Raw genomic sequence first — 675 nt, 5'->3', positions numbered from 1 at the left:
GGGGGGGGGGCAGTTATAATTTTTTCTTTTTAAAATCAAAATTAGGGAGAAAAAAATGCAAGATTTGCGAGATTCGGCGGGTAAAACACCAAATTACGAAAACTTTTTGATTTCTACTTCAAAGGAAATTATTGCGGTTAAGGATAGAGTGCGATTTCTTATCGGCAACAAACACAATGCAGAAGAAGGGCGGTATAAAGAAATCATTTTGCGCGAGATTCTGCGCTCATTTTTGCCCGAGCGGTATGGTATCGGCACGGGATTTGTGATATGCAGCGGCGATAATGTGACTTCGCAGATTGACATTATCATCTATGATAAGTTTAGCAAAAATAGCAATGCCGAGATTTTAAAGAAAGGCGAATTTATCATCGTTGATAACAAAAGCGTGGTGGGGATTATCGAAGTAAAATCATCGTTTGATTCAAATATCTTTTCGCAAAGAAATAGCAAGGACGAAAATGCCATCGAAAAGATTTTGGCAAATAAAAAAATGATTGGCAATAAAATCTTTGCAGGAATTTTTGCGTTTAATAAGCAAAATGACGGGAGCGATTACAATATAGAAACCATAAGCGAAAATCTTAAAAGTATTTTTGAAAATAACCCCATGAAGCTAGATTGCATAAGTTTTGATAAAAATCACTTTATGAAGTTTTGGGATATGGGAATGCC

The 675-nt window shown here is 35.9% G+C and carries 1 protein-coding gene; it reads left to right on the top strand.

Going from position 1 to position 675, the window contains the following annotated elements:
- Positions 1-55: 55 nt before the first annotated feature.
- Positions 56-675 (top strand): DUF6602 domain-containing protein (locus tag ACWIUE_RS11910; RefSeq protein ID WP_454137007.1); only part of this gene is annotated, 620 nt, incomplete at its 3' end.

The organism is Helicobacter sp. 23-1045, from assembly GCF_053654655.1.
This window is presented reverse-complemented; position numbering and strand designations above follow the sequence as displayed.